General features: G+C 55.8%; 14 protein-coding genes. 7 read left to right on the top strand and 7 right to left on the bottom strand.

From position 1 onward, the window contains the following. Positions 1 to 97: 97 nt before the first annotated feature. A complete protein-coding gene (locus H6F46_RS05900; RefSeq protein WP_190353911.1) occupies positions 98 to 2,044 on the bottom strand; it encodes a S9 family peptidase in 1,947 nt (648 codons plus the stop codon). Positions 2,045 to 2,275: 231 nt separating this feature from the next. On the opposite strand from H6F46_RS05900, the gene H6F46_RS05895 reads away from it, so the two are divergent. Together H6F46_RS05895 and H6F46_RS05890 are read left to right on the top strand one after the other, a co-directional pair. After that, positions 2,276 to 3,259: a sodium-dependent bicarbonate transport family permease gene (locus tag H6F46_RS05895; protein WP_099533345.1), complete on the top strand. Its 984-nt coding sequence runs from the start codon at positions 2,276 to 2,278 to the stop codon at positions 3,257 to 3,259. A gap of 47 nt (positions 3,260 to 3,306) precedes the next feature. Further along, complete coding sequence (locus H6F46_RS05890) at positions 3,307 to 3,600, top strand: transcriptional regulator (RefSeq protein ID WP_099533344.1); 294 nt, start codon at positions 3,307 to 3,309, stop codon at positions 3,598 to 3,600. A gap of 163 nt (positions 3,601 to 3,763) precedes the next feature. Here the strand turns inward: H6F46_RS05890 and H6F46_RS05885 are convergent, their stop codons facing one another. Further along, on the bottom strand, positions 3,764 to 4,474 hold the full coding sequence (locus H6F46_RS05885; RefSeq protein ID WP_190353910.1) for a DUF2993 domain-containing protein: 711 nt from the start codon (positions 4,472 to 4,474) through the stop codon (positions 3,764 to 3,766). A gap of 66 nt (positions 4,475 to 4,540) precedes the next feature. Between H6F46_RS05885 and H6F46_RS05880 the strand changes: the two genes are divergently transcribed. The 5 genes from H6F46_RS05880 (at position 4,541) to opcA (ending at position 10,310) form a co-directional block, all read left to right on the top strand. Next, positions 4,541 to 4,759 (top strand): hypothetical protein, encoded by a 219-nt coding sequence (locus tag H6F46_RS05880; RefSeq protein WP_099533342.1) that lies wholly within the window; start codon positions 4,541 to 4,543, stop codon positions 4,757 to 4,759. 668 nt (positions 4,760 to 5,427) lie between these two features. Beyond that, a complete protein-coding gene (locus H6F46_RS05875; protein ID WP_099533340.1) occupies positions 5,428 to 5,721 on the top strand; it encodes an RNA-binding protein in 294 nt (97 codons plus the stop codon). A gap of 393 nt (positions 5,722 to 6,114) precedes the next feature. Further along, complete coding sequence (fbp, locus tag H6F46_RS05870) at positions 6,115 to 7,167, top strand: class 1 fructose-bisphosphatase (protein WP_190353909.1); 1,053 nt, start codon at positions 6,115 to 6,117, stop codon at positions 7,165 to 7,167. Positions 7,168 to 7,330: 163 nt separating this feature from the next. Next, complete coding sequence (gene zwf, locus H6F46_RS05865; RefSeq protein WP_099533338.1) at positions 7,331 to 8,860, top strand: glucose-6-phosphate dehydrogenase; 1,530 nt, start codon at positions 7,331 to 7,333, stop codon at positions 8,858 to 8,860. Positions 8,861 to 8,996: 136 nt separating this feature from the next. Next, positions 8,997 to 10,310 carry a glucose-6-phosphate dehydrogenase assembly protein OpcA gene (gene opcA, locus H6F46_RS05860; RefSeq protein ID WP_190353908.1) on the top strand — a complete coding sequence of 438 codons (1,314 nt, stop codon included), beginning with the start codon at positions 8,997 to 8,999 and terminating at the stop codon, positions 10,308 to 10,310. Positions 10,311 to 10,380: 70 nt separating this feature from the next. Here the strand turns inward: opcA and H6F46_RS05855 are convergent, their stop codons facing one another. From H6F46_RS05855 to mreC, 5 genes are all read right to left on the bottom strand, one after another. Continuing rightward, positions 10,381 to 10,866, bottom strand: coding sequence for a molybdenum cofactor biosynthesis protein MoaE (locus H6F46_RS05855; protein ID WP_370567087.1), 486 nt, complete (start codon positions 10,864 to 10,866; stop codon positions 10,381 to 10,383). A 165-nt stretch (positions 10,867 to 11,031) separates the two neighbouring features. Further along, positions 11,032 to 12,132 (bottom strand): tRNA 2-thiouridine(34) synthase MnmA, encoded by a 1,101-nt coding sequence (gene mnmA / locus H6F46_RS05850; RefSeq protein ID WP_190353907.1) that lies wholly within the window; start codon positions 12,130 to 12,132, stop codon positions 11,032 to 11,034. Positions 12,133 to 12,291: 159 nt separating this feature from the next. Then, a complete protein-coding gene (locus H6F46_RS05845; RefSeq protein ID WP_190353906.1) occupies positions 12,292 to 13,233 on the bottom strand; it encodes a glycosyltransferase in 942 nt (313 codons plus the stop codon). A gap of 115 nt (positions 13,234 to 13,348) precedes the next feature. Further along, entirely contained in the window at positions 13,349 to 13,921 is a 573-nt protein-coding gene (mreD, locus tag H6F46_RS05840; RefSeq protein WP_099533334.1) for a rod shape-determining protein MreD, read from the bottom strand. A gap of 54 nt (positions 13,922 to 13,975) precedes the next feature. After that, positions 13,976 to 14,845 (bottom strand): rod shape-determining protein MreC, encoded by an 870-nt coding sequence (gene mreC / locus H6F46_RS05835; protein WP_190353905.1) that lies wholly within the window; start codon positions 14,843 to 14,845, stop codon positions 13,976 to 13,978. Between the last annotated feature and the right edge of the window lie 198 nt (positions 14,846 to 15,043).

Genomic DNA, 15,043 nt, shown 5'->3' with positions numbered 1-15,043 from the left:
CTAGCGCACCCATTTTTCCATGGGGTTAATAATCGCCATTGGGTCGATCGCCCTTTGGTTAACCGAAAAGGTGCTGACTGTTGCTCAGTTGGGGAGTTTAGTCACCCATTGAGTCACCCAAATTAGCAATTTCGATCGGGTCGATCGCCTCCGCCGGTTCAAAGCCAAAAACCTTGGCATAAAAATAGAATTCTCCGTCCAGAGCGCGACGGATATTTTCTGCCTTGCGGAATCCGTGCTGCTCCCCTTCAAAGGGCACGTAGGCCACCGGAATTCCCTTTTCCTGAAGCGCATTCACCATCATTTCCGCTTGATTGGGCGGCACGATTTTATCTTCAAGTCCCTGGAAAAAGGCCACGGGGCAATTGAGCCGATCGATGTGATGAATGGGCGATCGATCAATGTAGATATCCTGGCGCTCCGGGTAGGGGCCAATCAGTCGATCGAGGTAGCGGGCCTCGAACTTGTGGGTATCGCGGGCCAGGGCTTCCAAATCGCTCACGCCGTAATAGCTGGCTCCGGCCTTGAACTGGTCGCGAAAAGCCAACGCGGCCAGGGTTGTGTAGCCCCCGGCGCTGCCCCCGGCAATGGTCAAGCGATCGCCATCCACCAATCCCCGATCGACCAAATATTGCGCACCATTCACGCAATCATCCACATCCACCAGCCCCCATTGGCCATCCAACCGGCAATGGTAGGCGCGGCCATAGCCCGTGCTGCCGCCATAGTTCACATCCAACACCGCAAAGCCGCGACTCGTCCAATATTGGATCGACAAATTCAAACTACTGGAAGTTTGGGACGTGGGGCCGCCATGAATCTTGACTTTTAATGGTGGCTTTTCGCCATCCGGTGCTTGGAAATCACGATTTTTCGGCAGATACAAGAGGGCATAGGCTTCCCGATCGCCCGTGGTGGGAAATGCGATCGATTGCGGTTCCGACAAATAGCCCGAATCAATTTCTAAAGTGCTGCTGATTTTCAAAACCTCGATTGTTTCCGTTGCCAAATCCAGCCGGACAATCGCCCCTGACTTAACGGCTGAACCACCCCCAAAAATGACAAAATTCTGCGCCACAAAGGGATCAGAAATTGAAGTATAGGGCTGGTTAATGACCGTTAGTTTTTCATCGGCAAGGGCCAATTTTGCCAATTGCCACAGACCATTTTGGGTATAGGCACAAACAAGGGTTTCTGAGTCCACAAACCCATAGGTGGTCATCCCAAAAACCCACTGCGGCAAGCCAAATTCCGCCTCCATGGGGCAAAGATGCCGCGCCTTGCCATCGGATTCCTGGCGATATAAATTCCACCAACCGGAGCGATCGCTCACAAAATACAATTGGCCGTCGGGCGACCAACTGGGCTGAAACACGGATTCTTCGGCCCCGCCGGCCACGATCTGGGAATTTTGCAGGGAGCCATCATCGGCAATCGCCGCCACCCACAGGGTGGTGCTGTCCCAAGGCAAATTGGGATGGTTCCAAGTCAACCAAGCCAACTGCGACCCATCGGGACTGAGGGCCGGCGAGGCGTAAAAGTCCCAACCCGTTGCCAATAGGCTCACCTGTTGTGATCCATCCAGGGCGATCGCCACCAACTCGTTCACTGGCTCCCGATCGGGCTGGCTGTGATCTTCACGGATGCCAATCACCCGATCGCGCTGGGCATCCACCACAAAATCCGCATAGCGCCAGGGTTGTTCAGGCGTGAGGGTGATCGGCTCCTGGCCCGGCCGGGTGCGATACAGTCGCTGATCGGCAAAGTTCACAAAATAAATCCAGCCCCGATCGACCGTCCAAGCACCGCCACCATACTCATGCACCCGACTGCGAGCGTTCCAAGGAGCCGCAATCACATCTTGGGTTTGGCCCTCGGGCGATCGGGTCACGATTGCCACACGTCCGCCCTCAGCCGGCCGCGATTCACTCCAATACAACGTTTCGCCTTCTGCACGGCCACCGCCCAGCCCGATCGTTCCCGCCACGATCGCTTCGGAAGTAATCGGCGATTTCCAAGTCCCGTAGGGCGCAATTTGAGGCATAGAACCCACTACAACCAACAGTTTCTAAACAATTTCTCATCATCATCCAGCCTTGATCCTGTCGCAAGCAAGGGGAACCGTGACACCTATGGCGGAGAGTCTTCATCAGTGAAAGCGAATAATAGTGAATAATTATGAAGAATAATCTTAATTAGTTTCAGAGGTTTACCTAACCCTAAACCTGGGCTAGGTTGGAATTTATCCCTTTCTAGTTTTTGCCCTGGATAGCCGATGGATAGTGGACTGATTCTTTCCAATATTCTCAATCCTCCCATTTTGTTCTTTTTCTTGGGAATGTTGGCCGTTTTCTGTAAATCAGATTTGGAAATTCCTGCACCACTGCCCAAGCTATTTTCGCTCTATCTATTGGTGGCGATCGGGTTCAAAGGGGGCTATGAGCTACTAGAAAGCGGCATTACTCAGCAGGTGGCTGGCACGCTGCTTGCTTCGATTGTGATGGCTTCTTTAGTTCCAATTTACACATTTTTTATCCTAAGAATTCGCCTGGATCCACCCAATGCGGCTGCCATTGCGGCCACCTACGGTTCCATCAGCGCCGTGACTTTTATTACGGCTAGTTCTTTTCTGGATCAACTGCACATTAGCTATGGCGGCTACATGGTGGCAGCTTTGGCGCTAATGGAATCACCCGCCATTATCATCGGCCTAATTTTGGTGCGAATTTTTGATGCCAAGGATGATAAGGACGATCCTGATCATCCCTTTGCTTGGGGTGAAGTGCTGCGAGAAGCCTTTTTGAATAGCTCTGTGCTGCTGTTGGTGGGCAGCGTGATTATTGGAATGCTGAGCGGCCCCAGCGGTTGGCACAAACTAGAACCCTTTACGCAGGGCATCTTCTATGGTGTGCTGACGTTTTTCCTGATGGATATGGGCATCATTGCTGCCAAACGAATTCGAGATCTGAAAAAAACAGGACTATTTTTAATTGGCTTTTCGGTAATTGTGCCGCTGCTGAATGCGGTGTTGGGGATTGTGATTGCCAAGCTGCTGGGCATCGGTGAAGGCAATGGGCTACTGTTTGCGGTGCTTTGTGCCAGTGCTTCTTATATTGCGGTTCCGGCAGCAATGCGGATGACGGTTCCGGAAGCAAATCCGAGTTTATATGTTTCGATGGCGCTGGCTTTGACCTTCCCATTCAACATTATTGTGGGAATTCCGTTGTATTTAGAACTGGAAAAAATCCTGGGGCTGTAGGGGCGTTTTTGGGGTTCATGGATTGGCTTGTTGGCTAGTAGGTTGATATGCAATTAACAAAACGTGTGGAAATTATTGTTAGCTCTTTGGAGCTAGAGGAAATTTTGGAAATGCTGGATGGCCTGAAGTTTCCGGGTTATACGGTAATTCGCGATGCTTCGGGAAAGGGTGATCGGGGAGAATTTACCAATGATTTAGGTCGAGAATTTGGCAATTGCTATATTCTGACCACTTGCCAGGATGTGACCCAATTGGATCAGTTGGTGACGCTAATTCGCCCGATTTTGAAGCGGGTTGGGGGGCTTTGCTTGGTCAGTGATGCGGCTTTGGTCATTCACTAAATTCCGATGCAGCTAGATCCGCCAGATGGGGCCCGCCTCCCCGTTCGTCCAACTGGATTGAGTCAAATTTGCCCCATCTATTTTGATCTATCTATATAGATAGAATAGATAGACAACTGGATAGGCAACTGCCATAGATAGACAACTGCCATAGATAGATCGATTAAGGGCGCACTAGCAAAGTACCGGTGCATTGGAGTCCTTCCGGTTCGATCGACAGGCTGTTGATGGCCACGTCTTCGCCTAAGGGTAGGCGCACGGAGGATCCCTGGGCGATCGGCTCACCTGCCTGGTTCAGCCACTGGGGATTGCAGAGTTGCAAGGTTTGGGGGTCAACCAATTCCAACCCCAGGCAGAGTTGCACCGGTTGCCGCTCGATCGCCCCTGACAAAATTAACTGCCCCCCGGCTAGGGTGGCTTGGGGTTGCTCGAAGGTGACGGGTCGCCCCCAAAGGGCCAACAGCGGAGCCAGAAAGTCCGCCAACGCCGGGGCCAGCAGGGGAGCCGCCAAAGAGGCTGCCAAGTCGGGGGCAAAAAGTTTTAATTCCGCACTGACGGGAATGGGTTGCAGTAGCCTGAGGGGTTTGCCGCGCAGCACTTGCCCCAAATTGACGGCAATGTTGGTGGCTTGCAGGTTGAGATGGCTGAGGTGCAAGCCCTGATAGATCACGGATTCGGCGTTGATCTGGGCTTGGGGCAGGCGGCCCGCGAGAATGTCTCGATCGCGCCCATCCAGCCGCACGGTGATTTCAGTGGCGGCTTCCACCTGGGATCGCAGCCAGAGTTTGACTGCTGGCGCAACTAGGGAGGTAATGAGGCGGCTGCCCTTGCTGGAGTTGCTTGGGGCGATCGACTCTTGATTTCCACTACCCATCAACCGAAAACCTCTTGATACACTGGACAGCAATTCTTGCAATTTGTAAACGGTGTGTCCGGCCCTATGTTCCTAGAAGAACTCAAACCCCTTGTTGAAGAAGGCCTCAAACAGCCCGTGAGCTTCTTGGGTGGACTGGCTTCCGGCCTGTTGCGCCTAGATCTGAATCAGGATCCAATTAAGAGCTGGTTGGAGCAACAGTTGGGGAGCGATCGCCCCAATGGCTCCACGGAGTCTGCACCCAGCAGCCCCAGCGGCGGCCCTCAGTCGATCTCGATCGAGTAACTGGATTCGAGTAACTGAATTCAAGTCAGCGAATTTGAGTCAGCGAATTTGAGTCAGCGAATTTGAGTCAGCGAATTTGAGTCAGCGAATTTGAGTCAGTGAATTTGAGTCAGCGAATTCCTGAACCCGTCGTCAACGTCTGAACCTGAGCGGCCAAAGCTGAAGGCTCAATGGGCGGGATCCCGCTGAGGGTTCCTGGGTTATTGGGGATCCTTATCCATCGGGGATCTTTATATAGATAGATAGAGATCCCTGGGGGATCGAGGCTGAGAGCCGGGCGGGAAGCAACGGGGCGATCGCCCACGGCCGCAAAGGATCCGGACAATTGGGGGGAAAGGTCGTCAACAATTGGTAACGATCGCGAAGGGGCAATTTGCCCCCAAATCCAAGCCATTTACCCGCTGCCAACCCCTGACTTACCCCGGATTGCAAAATAAACTCCCAAGTTTACGCCAGTAGTACCCCTTTAGGGCGCTATCATGGTGATGTCCTTTCAGCTTCTTTTGTTTTGAGCGCGATCGCGATCAGGCACAATCTCAATAGACTTGGGGCCTAGCACCGCGTGGGAATTTAGTTTGTGGAACTGTGTCCCAGTCCGCCAACCCAAGTTCTCATGAGACAAATTGAACTGAAGACTTCACGCGCTTGTTTTACCGTTCCGGACTCAAATGACGATTTACGTTGGCAATCTTTCTTACGACGCTACCGAGCAGGATCTCCAAGAAGTTTTCTCGGAGTATGGCGTTGTTAAGCGTATCACCCTGCCGATCGACCGCGAAGTGAACCGAATTCGCGGTTTCGCCTTCATCGATCTTGAAAGCGACCAGGCCGAAGAGCACGCCATCAAAGAACTCGATGGAGCAGAATGGATGGGCCGCCAAATCCGTGCCAATAAGGCTCGTCCTAAGGAGCCTCGCTCCGGTGGTGGCGGTGGGCGCTCGTTTTTCCATAACGCGTTCTAAGTCTTCAGAGATGGAGCGCGGCGGAAAACAGTCTGCCTAATTCAGAATTGCCCGATCGGGGAACCAAGGTTTTGGTTCCGCTGAAATAGCAATACTCTTCTGGAAAAGGGGTCAGTCTACGAGACTTGGCCCCTTTCGTTTTTGGATCTTTCTGGGCTTTGAGCGATCGCTTAGAGGCTGAAAAGTTGGTTGAATGCTGGCCAGGACACCAACAAACGGGCGCAGCGGATCATCCATCGGTTAATTGCGACGGACTGCAAAGGACTACGACGAACTAATGAAGTTTCTCTAAAAACGCCCCAGCTTTTCGGAAATCGGTTCCTACACTGAAGGCATGACCCCCGGGGGCAATGTTTCGTTGTCGTTCCGTCGTCAGTCACGAGAGGTTCTGAGATGGCTGATGCTGCCAGTGTTGATTCCGCCAGTTATGTCGTGACCCAGGAGCGATCGCTCGATCGAGATTGCACCACGCTGGGTCGCCATGTGCTGCAACAACTGCAAAGTTTTGGCTCCGATGCCCAAGATCTCAGCGCCCTAATGAACCGAATTGCCTTGGCGGGCAAGCTCATTGCTCGCCACCTGAGCCGATCGGGTTTGATGGAAGATGCGCTGGGCTTCACGGGCAGCACCAACGTCCAAGGCGAGGCCGTCAAAAAGATGGATCTCTACGCCAACGATGTTTTTATCTCGGTGTTTAAGCAAAGTGGCTTGGTTTGTCGCTTGGCTTCCGAGGAAATGGAGCACCCCTATTACATTCCCGAAAATTGCCCGATCGGTCGCTATACCTTGCTTTATGACCCGATCGACGGCTCCTCCAACATTGATATTGACCTCAATGTGGGATCCATCTTCGCCATTCGCCAGCAGGAAGGCAACGACGAGACGGGTGAAGCCGCCGACCTGCTGCAATCGGGTCACAAGCAACTGGCCGCTGGCTACATTCTCTATGGCCCCAGCACCATGCTGGTTTACTCGATCGGGCGCGGAGTCCATGCCTTCACCCTCGATCCCAGCCTTGGCGAATTTATCCTCAGCCACGAAAACCTGAAAATTCCCCCCAGCGGCAAACTCTACAGCGTCAATGAAGGCAACTTTGGCCAATGGGAGCCAGCCACCCAAGCCTGCATTCAATATTTTCGAGAAGTGGGCGGCTATTCCTCCCGCTACAGCGGAGCCTTGGTGGCCGACCTGCACCGCATTCTGTTTCAAGGGGGCGTGTTTCTTTATCCAGGAACTCGCCAAAAACCTCAGGGCAAGCTGCGTTTGCTGTATGAGGCAGCTCCCCTCGCTTTTTTGATTGAGCAAGCGGGTGGCCAGGCCAGCGACGGCCAGAAACCGATCATGGATCTGATTCCCGATCGACTCCATGCCCGATCGCCCCTGATTATTGGCAGCCCCGAAGAAGTCAACCGAGTGGAATCTTTGCTACAGCGGGGATCGGGCTAACCCCTGACGATCGAGATCAGCAGCCCCTCAAAACCCCAACTGGGCGATCGACCCTCGGCCTTCCCTCCGCGGCCCGTGATCATCGATTTTCCTGCCCAACCCCCTTCCCCATTCAGCCTCGATCTTTCGCCTCGATCGCCCCTTTCAGATCCCACTTTCCCCAATGCTGACCTTCCAAGAAAATCCCCTGCGCGTTGGTCTTCAGCAAGAACGCATCCCCGAACCCCAAATCCTGATTATCTTTGGGGCCTCCGGTGACCTCACCCAGCGCAAACTGGTACCCGCCCTCTACCAAATGAAACTAGAGCGGCGGCTGCCCCCCGAACTCACCATCGTCGGAGTTGCCCGCCGGGAATGGAGCCACGACTTCTTCCGCGAGCACCTGCGCGAAGGCATCGAAGAATTTGGTGGCGGAACCCAAAGCGACGACCTTTGGGAAGACTTTGCCAAAGGCCTGTTCTATTGGCCCGCCAACATTGACGTACCCGAAGACTATCAAAAGCTCAAAACCTTCCTGGCAGAGCTAGATGAACTCCGAGGCACTCGGGGCAACCGAGTCTTTTACCTGTCCGTAGCGCCCAAATTTTTTGGGGAAGCGATCCAGCAACTGGGGTCTGCCGGGATGCTTGCCGATCCCGACAAGCAACGCCTCGTGATCGAAAAACCCTTTGGGCGCGACTTGGCCACCGCCCAACAGCTCAACCGCGTCGTGCAGGCCGTCTGTTCCGAAAAACAGGTCTATCGGATTGACCACTACCTCGGCAAAGAAACCGTTCAAAACCTGTTGGTGTTTCGGTTTGCCAACGCCATTTTTGAACCCCTCTGGAACCGGCAGTTTGTGGACTGTGTGCAAATCACCGTGGCGGAAACCGTGGGGCTGGAAGGACGCGCCGGATACTACGAAACTTCCGGGGCCCTGCGGGACATGGTGCAAAACCACCTGATGCAACTGTTTTGCCTCACGGCCATGGAGCCGCCCAACTCCCTTGATGCGGACAGCATTCGCAACGAAAAGGTGAAAGTGCTGCAAGCAACCCGGCTCGCAGACCTGCAAAATTTGGATCTCTGCGCCGTTCGGGGCCAATACAGTCGCGGTTGGATGCGTGGCAAGCCGGTTCCGGGCTACCGCGAAGAGGACGGGGCCAGCCCCACTTCCACCACGCCCACCTATGCGGCCCTCAAGCTGTGCATTGATAACTGGCGCTGGAAAGGTGTGCCCTTCTATCTACGCACGGGCAAACGGATGCCGAAAAAGGTGACCGAGGTGGCCATTCAATTCAAGGAAGTGCCCCTGTTGATGTTTCCGTCGGCGGCGCGCCAAACTAACCCGAATGTGTTGGCCATGCGGATTCAGCCGAATGAAGGGATCTCGATGCGTTTTGAGGTGAAAATGCCGGGCGCATCCTTGAAGACGCGATCGGTCGATATGGACTTCCGCTATGAAAGTGCCTTTGGCCAATCCCAAGGCGAGGCCTACGGTCGTCTGCTGATGGACTGTATGTTGGGTGATCAGTCCCTGTTTACGCGAGATGACGAAGTGGAGGCTTCTTGGCGGGCCCTCACGCCGGTTTTGGGGCTGTGGGATGCTCCTGCGCCGCCGGAAACGATTCCGCTCTATGAAGCGGGGACTTGGGAACCGGTGGAGGCGGAGTTATTGCTGGAGCGTGACGGTCGGCACTGGCGACGACTCTAGGCAGAACGGGAGGTTATCGAAATCAGGTGTTGCAACTCGGCAATTCGGAAATCAGGCGTTGAACCGTAGGTCGTTCAGCGTGCTCAAGCAGATTCCTCAACCAGATCTTTCAATCAGATCCCTCAGCAGGCAAACCATGACCACAACGATTACACTCCAAACCCCCAAGGATATTTCGCTCGGGGAAATTGAGGCAGAGTTAAACAAGATTTGGCTGAGTCAGGGATCCGGTGATGCGGCGATCGCCACCAGAGCTGCCACGTTCTGCATGGTGGTTTATGAGCCGGAGGAGTTTCAGCAGTTGTTGGGTTCCCTGGGGTTTTATAAGGGGGCGATCGATGGGTTGCATGGCCCCGACACCCGTAATGCCATCAAGTTGGCCCAGTCGGCCTATGGGTTTCGGGCAACCGGGCGCGTGGATATGGACACCCTGCGGGCCTTGCGCGAAGACCACGTGAGCTTTGGGCAAACGCGCTCCCCCAATTTAGATTTGCGCGGGGCCACCGTCAGCGATGCGATCGCGGCGCAAAATCCTTCTCGGATCATTGCCCTTTGTCCCACCCTGGGGCCCGATGAAGGGGTAACTGCCCAAGTGTCCGCCTATTGCCCCGTGCAAAAGAGCAAGAGTCGGAATTTGGTTTGCTGCGAATACATCACGCTACGCGGAACCAAGGAGGCCCTGGAGCGGGTTGCCGATTTGGTGGTGTCGTTGTTGATTCCTGATTTGCCGAAGTTTGCCTGGTGGAAGGCCACGCCCAATCCTGAACAGGGCCTGTTCCAAACCCTGGCGGAAACGGCCAATTGCCTGATTTTGGATTCGTCTTACTTCAGCGATCCCGAGGCGGAATTTTTGAAAATTCAGTCGCTGATTGATCAGGAAACCTACATTGCTGATTTGAATTGGCACCGGCTGTCCCTCTGGCAGGAGCTGACGGCGGCTTCGTTTGATCCCCCGGAGCGGCGGATGTGGCTGGGGGAGGTCGATCGAATCTCGATCGATTACGAAAAAGGCAGCGCGGCCCAAGCGTTGATGTTCCTCGGGTGGTTTGCGAGCCGCCTGGGGTGGGAGCCGATCGCCTATCGGGCCACGGGCGGTGACTATGACTTGGTATATGTGGATTTTGAACGCGGTGACGGGCGATCGATCCAAGCAGAGTTGGCCGCCATTCCCACGGCCGATGTGGGTGAAATTCCGGGGGATTTGATTGGGCTGCGTTTGGCTTCCACCAATCCCAATGCTGACTGTGCCACGATTCTTTGTTCGGAAATGACGGGCTGTATGCGGATGGAGGCGGGGGGCAGTGCCCAATCGGCCCGCACCGAGCAGGTGACGGCTTTGCCCGATCAAAAGGCAGAATTGCTGATGGCCCAACAGCTTCAGCGTTGGGGCCGGGAGGTGCTGTATGAAGAAAGCATGGCCGTCACCATCAAAATTCTGCAATTGCGGTAGCCCAGAAAAAACCGACTAACGATCGACCAATAATCGACCAATCATCGATTCACGGTCGCCTAGCGGTGGCCTAACAGTCGCCGGTTTGTTCGCAAGCGCCGATGCTGACCCAGTTGCTGGAACCATCGGCCCAAAATTCTTTTTTCCAAATGGGGGCGTTGTGCTTCAGTTGGTCGATCGCGTAGCGGCAGGCCTCGAAAGCTTCCGATCGATGGGGAGACCCGATCGCCACCAGCACGCTGATTTCGCCAATTTTTAGCTTGCCGATCCGATGGTGAATCACCACCCGATTCACCACGGGCCAGCGTTGGCGAATCTGGGCGGCAATTTGCTGAAAGATAACGATCGCCATGGGTTCGTAGGCTTGATAATCCAGGGCCACCACGGGTTTGCCGTCTGTTTCTTGGCGCACAGTGCCATTCATCACCACGATCGCGCCGTTGGCCGGGTCATCGGCCAAGCGATATACCGCGTCCAGCGAAAGGGGCGCAAAGGTAATGGCGAAGGAGTCGCGTGAGTCGGCCAGGGGCGCGGCTTTGGCAAGGGGAGACGGCACGGACAACATGGCTCTGATCAGGCTCGATCGGGAACGGCGACTCCTGCTATCCTAACGCCTGGCCTTGGACGATCGACACCAATGGCGAGATGGAATCCTAGAACAGATCCATTAGCCGTTCTTAGCTTGCGGTTAGCCTGAGCTTGAAGTCAGCCTTAAGCTGGCTTAACCGGCGCTTGAGCTGGCCGTGTCCTCGAAGCGATCGATGATCCCGCCGCCGAGCAACACTTCACCCCGATACCAAACGGCCGCTTGACCCGGCGTGACGCTGAATTGTGGCTCATCAAACACCAGCTTCACCTGATCGCCCCCCTCTAAGGGCACGATCATGACCGGCACGGCGGGCGATCGGTAGCGAATTTGCACCTCCGCGTGAATGGGGGTGCGGGGCGGAGCGATCGACACCCAATTCACACGGCTGACCGTGCAACTGGGGCGGGTGGCTCGATCGCGCGTGGCCACCACCACTCGATTTCGCACCGCATCCAGCGCCACCACGTAAAGCGGTTCCGGCGCTGAAATGCCAATGCCCTTGCGCTGCCCGATCGTGTAGTGATGAATGCCTTCGTGTTGGCCCAACACCTTGCCATCGAGATCCACAATCTCACCCGCCTTGGGGGTGATGTACTTGTCGAGGAAGGCCTGCATGGAACCATGGGCCTCAACCAGGCACAGGTCTTGGCTTTCAGGCTTGTCGGCCACATGCAGCCCAAACTTGCGAGCAAACTCCCGGGTTTGGGCCTTGTCATATTCCCCCAGGGGAAAGAGCACCGCGCCCAACACGTCCTGATCCAGGTCGTAGAGGAAATAGGATTGATCCTTGTTGCGATCGAGCGCCCGCAGCAATTGATAACGCCCTTGATCCGGGTCGTAGTCCGTGCGGGCATAGTGACCGGTGGCAATGCGATCGGCTCCCAACTCCTCGCGGGCATAGCGCAACATGGGGCCAAACTTCACCGCCTTGTTGCATTGGGAACAGGGGAGCGGTGTGGTGCCGCTTTGGTAGCCATCCACCAAATAATCAATGATGTAGCTTTCAAAGGTGTCGCGAATATCCACCACATGGTGGGTAATGCCCAATTTTTCGCAGAGTTGGGCCGCGTCCACCATGCCTTCCGAGCAGCATTGGCCCTTGCCGCGCATCAACCAAAGGGTGACACCCAGGACTTCAAACCCCTGCTCTTTCAGCAACACGGCCGTGGTTGAACTATCGACTCCACCGGACAAACCGACGGCGACTTTGGAATGGAGGGTGGCGTTGCTCATGGCGCGACGAAAGCTGACCCAAGGGGTGTTTTCAACGGGGCGTTTCCTATGATATGGGCGATCGCGGATCTTGCGGATCCAGACCGACTCCAAAAAAATGGCGAATTCCGGACGAATTTTCCTGGCCGGTGCGGCCTGGTTGCCTGACAATTACTGACGTTAGGGGGCAACTTCCACGCCCGATCGGGCCCGATAAACCGCCTGCACGTTGTACCAGTTGAGGAAAACCCGAGCCACCTCCAGGGCCAGTTGCGGCCGACCCCGATCGATCAACCACTGCAACAGGGGGCGAAGCGTGTGCTCGTTTAAGCGGCCGCCCAAGGACAGCAACCCCCACAGGGCCACATGCAGCCAAGTCATTTGAATCATCAAGCGTACATTCCAGGTGGGATGCTTGCGATAAAACTCAATGCCCATTCGGCCCCGTTCCATTTCCCGCCGAATCAGGCCCGGAATCTCATCGAGGCTGAAGGGAGGATGCCAGTGATAGCCCACGGCTTCCGGACAGGGAATGAGGCGCACGCCCAAAGCCTTGAGCCGCACCCCCAATTCCAAATCTTCCCAGCCATAGAGGGTAAAGCGCTCATCAAAGGCCCCCGCGCGATCGAGCCAATGCTTCGCGATCGCCACATTTCCCGTTGCAAAAAAGGCACGGGAAAGATCCGTGATCTTGAAGGGTTCAGCGGTGGGATCGTCAAAATTGCAAGTATTCACCACCCGCCCGTAGGTGAAATAGGCATCACCACCCGATCGGGTCTGAGCTGCCGCCAGCGCTCGGGCATGGCACTGCAAAAAATCCTCCAGCACCACTAAATCGCTGTCAATGAAGACGATCGTATCTCCCTTGGCCGCCCGCAAGCCCCGGTTCCGGGCCGCAGCGGGCCCGCCATGATCCTGCTCAATTAAGCGCACATGGGGCAGGCGATCGCGCGACTCCGACAGCCAAGCCACCGTGCCATCCGTCGAGCCATCATCCACCACCACAATTTCATAGCCCGCGATCAGGTCGGGGCTATGCCACCGTTGATGCTCCATGGCCAACAGGCACTTTTGGAGGATGGGCAAGCGGTTATAAGTTGGAATGATGACACTAATAAACACAGGTGGGGGCAAGACCGGGATCTATGGTTGATTGCTTTCTAGGATTGATTGTAGAAGGGGGGCTTGGAAAGGGGGTGCTCAAGGAGGGGGAAATTCTGGAGGAGAAGGCTGGGGTTCAACGATTGCCCAAGGATTCCATCATCCGCCACCAACGCCCCAAGGGCCAGGACACCACCGGCGACCACAAACTGCTGAGAATCGCAGAACAAAGCGTGACCTTTTGATGCAGCGCCCACACGTCGCCCGCGTCGCGGCCGTAGAGATAGGCAAATTGAGCCGCCATCGTGGTTTCCGAAACCGCCACCAAAACAAAGGTGGTTAGGGGAATCATCACCCAGGCCGTGGTGGTGGCGCGTTGGTGGATGCGGGCCGTCAGCAGGGCTACCAGGGCCAACCCCCAAACATGGCTGGGCCAAAACTCCGTCATCCCATCCTGAAGCAGGCCCGCCACCACGCCACCGAAGATGGCCACCCACCAGGGGCGACCCACACTCCAGCTCACAACCCAAATTAGGGGCCAGTCAACGCCTACCCCCAGTAGTTCCAGTCCGGGTAGCCGCAGCGGCGTAAGGGCAGCGCAAAGTAACAAGGAGCCGGCCGAAACGGCAACGTTAATCGCCACCTGCACCAGCACAGGGTAGCGATCGAGAATATCGCGTAGTTGGGGTTTTTGCTTGATTCCGTTCAAGGCCTAGACGGCAACCATGCCGATCGAATCAATGGTGGGCTAATCAAGGGTGGGTTAGTTGGCCGATGCGCGGGGCGTTGCGGGCGGCTTGGGTGCTGGGTTGGTTCCGGAATTGGGGTTAGGCTTGGGGTTCCCCGATCCGCTGGGCGTTGCGGGGGCGGGTTCCTGGAACTGCTGAAAGAGTTCTGGGTTATGGGGCAAGACAGTCACCCATTCCAACGTGCTCAGGGGAGCGGATAGTTCCACCACCGCTTCCGGGGCGAGGGATTTCTTGGTGTCGATCGCGACGATGCGCCCGATCGGCAAGCCCGCTGGGAAGAATTGACTGTAGGCAGAGGTGACGATCGCGTCGCCTGGTTTCACATCGGGCAACTTGTCAAAAAATTCCACCGTTGCCGTGCGATCGCTCTTGCCCCGGAGATAACCCATATAGCGCGATCGGGTCACCGAGATGCCAATGCGGCTGCCGGGATCGCTAACCAACAGCACCCGGCTGGTGTGGGGAGTCACGGCCGTGACACGGCCCACCACGCCCCCAGGAGCCATGACGATCGCCCCCTGTTGAATGCCATCGGTTGCGCCGCGGCCCAAGGTAATTTGTTGCCACCAGCGATCGGCACTGCGGCCAATGACCGGCGATGCAATGCCTTCCACGGGCAGGGTTTTACGGTAATTCAGCAGGGTTTGCAACTGAGCATTGCGGCTCTCCACCTCCTCAAGCCGCTGCTGAAGTTCACGGACTCGGGCATCCGCGAGGTCACTTTGAGAAGGTGCTCCCAGGTGCAGGGGCAACGTCAAGGCCCGGTAGGCTTCCACCAAAAAACCGGCCCGGCTCTGTCGCACACCAAGGGCTAAGCCCAGTGCAGCGACGGCTAGGACTGCCTTTAGCCAATTGCGCCCCCACCATCGTCGAACGTCATACACGACCAGCGCTCCGTTCTAGAAATTGAGTGGCTTGCTTGCCCACGAAAGTTGCTGATTAATCCTGAAATTAAGGGGTTTGTTGGCGGGTTGGCTCCAGGACTTGCGGTGATGCATTCCGGGCTACTCCCGTCTAACCAAGGTGGGCGACCCGTGATTGCCCATGACGAACGGTGGTTGGTAAGGGCCAATCGATACCGG

Origin of the sequence: Limnothrix sp. FACHB-1083 (assembly GCF_014696485.1) — a bacterium.
In the GTDB taxonomy this organism is placed as follows: Bacteria; Cyanobacteriota; Cyanobacteriia; order CACIAM-69d; family CACIAM-69d; genus CACIAM-69d.
Note: the sequence above shows the minus strand (reverse complement) of the source record. Positions and strands in the feature narration are given on the sequence as shown.